Below are 1,840 nucleotides of genomic sequence, written 5' to 3'. Positions count from 1 at the left end.
CCCTTACTGTCGGGACCAGCCAGCCCCGGTCGATAGAGTATTTGAAAAGGAATGCCAGACCGAAAAGCACCAGCGCGATCCCGGACCACTTGAACCAGTTCTCGCCACGGACTATGTCTGACGCGCTGCTATGGGCGGGGGAGGAAAGGACCGGAGCCTCCGCCGCTGCCGCCTGCTCCACGGGGAAGGCCGGAATTCTTACGGCCTTTCCCGGTAAAGAAGGCCGTGTCTCCTGAATCGATACTGGACTTTCCAGCCCCAGGCGAGTCCTCAGGACAGCCATCTCGGCCTCCAGGCGCGCCACTCTGGCGGCCAGGGATTGTTCCTCGTTTTCCTGACTCATGCATTCCTCCTGTCACCGTAGACGATCGAACGAGCCGTGGCTCAGGAAATACGCGCACTGGTGCGCCACCTCACGGTTGCGCATGATAAAGGCGTGGGCCAGCGGCAGGACCAGGAAATCGGCCATGCCCTCCACTTTCGCGCTCTCCACTGTTACCAGCCCGTCGTTGGGCCCGCCGAACAGCGGGCTGAACATCGGGGTCAGGCTGAGGCTGCCGGCGATCACCCCGGGGCCGAAAGCCGCCGGGCCCAGGCGCTGCGGACCGCGCTGCGGGTCGGTGACCAGTTGGCTCAGCACCGGCCCCCAGAGGCCGCGGGCCAGGCGGAAAGCGGCCAGCCGGTCCGCCATCTGGCTGCCGGAGTTGGGTGGGGCGAGCAGCACCGCCCGCCCGAAACCGGGCAGGGGGGCGTCTCTCATGATATGGCGCAGGATTATACCACCCAGGGAGTGGGTGACCGCATGCAACGGGGCGCTGTCCTGCGGAGTCAGACTCAGCATCTCAAGCCGCACCCGGGCGGCCAGCTCTTCCAGAGAGAGGCGGCGGGAGGGATAGCCGATCAGGCGGGTCTCGAACCCGGAGCGTTCCAGGCGGCGCGCCAGAAGGCGCATGGAGCGGCGGCTGCGGCCCAGGCCGTGGAGAAGGGCCACCCGTCCGGGTTTGCAATCGTCCGTCATCCGCGCCTCCTGAATGCTGTTTATGGTTGACTCGTCAAAAGTTGATATATAAACAATAAAGCTCAAAGAATTCCCGTCGGAGACTGCACCGGCGGGGACCCGTCTCAACCGTTCACACCCTCGCGCACCCGCTCCAGCAGACCGGTCAGGCTGCGCAGGTCGCTGTCCTGGAGGCCGGACAGCACCTGCCCGATCCGCTCGATGTACACTTTGTAGGCCCGGTCCAGGGCTGCGCCGCCTGCCTCGGTCAGCTCGACCAGGTTCACCCGTCGGTCGCCCGGCTCGGCCACGCGGCGCACCAGCCCGGCGCGCTCCATGCGGTCCACCAGGCCGGTCACGTTGGAGCGGTTGACCAGCAGCATGCGGCCCAGCTCGCTCTGGCTGATCCGTCCGTTCTCGCTCTGCCAGCGCACCAGCATCAGGACATCGAACCAGGCGTTGGTCAGACCAAGGGGCTTGAATACCCGGTCACCCTCCTTGACCAGCAGGTTGCCGGTGTGGACTATGTTCAGCACGGTGGCCCCGCCGGGATGGCTCAAGGGGCGGCGGAAACCGAGTTCCTGTTCCAGGCTCATGCTTCTCCTTTGAATAGTTAATATATAAACAATACACACGGCAAATAAAAATGTCAAGAGTTAATAAGGGAGAAGAAACAGAGAGGTTGTTGAAACCAGATGGGCTGTTGGAATCAGGTGGGCCGTTGGAATCAGGCGAGCCACTGGAATCAGGCGAGCCTGTCGAAGCGCAGGGCCAGGGCCAGGTCCTTGACCGAGCGGACTACGTAGTCCAACTCGTCGTTGCGGAGCTTGGGGTACAGCGGCA

Annotated in this window: 3 protein-coding genes; all 3 read right to left on the bottom strand. The window is 63.8% G+C overall.

The features are described 5' to 3' along the window. On the bottom strand, positions 1 to 343 hold a 343-nt coding region (locus tag LLH00_12375), incomplete at its 3' end, for a DUF2339 domain-containing protein (protein ID MCE5272063.1). Between the two features lie 12 nt (positions 344 to 355). Next, the gene (locus tag LLH00_12370) at positions 356 to 1,018 is read right to left on the bottom strand and encodes an alpha/beta fold hydrolase (GenBank protein MCE5272062.1); all 663 of its coding nucleotides are present in this window, start codon (positions 1,016 to 1,018) and stop codon (positions 356 to 358) included. A 104-nt stretch (positions 1,019 to 1,122) separates the two neighbouring features. Continuing rightward, the gene (locus LLH00_12365) at positions 1,123 to 1,593 is read right to left on the bottom strand and encodes a MarR family transcriptional regulator (GenBank protein MCE5272061.1); all 471 of its coding nucleotides are present in this window, start codon (positions 1,591 to 1,593) and stop codon (positions 1,123 to 1,125) included. Positions 1,594 to 1,840 lie beyond the last annotated feature (247 nt).

This window comes from bacterium (assembly GCA_021372515.1).
GTDB lineage: Bacteria > Gemmatimonadota > Glassbacteria > GWA2-58-10 > GWA2-58-10 > JAJFUG01.
The sequence above is the reverse complement of the archived record's forward strand: the minus strand, read 5'-3'. Positions and strand labels throughout refer to the sequence as shown.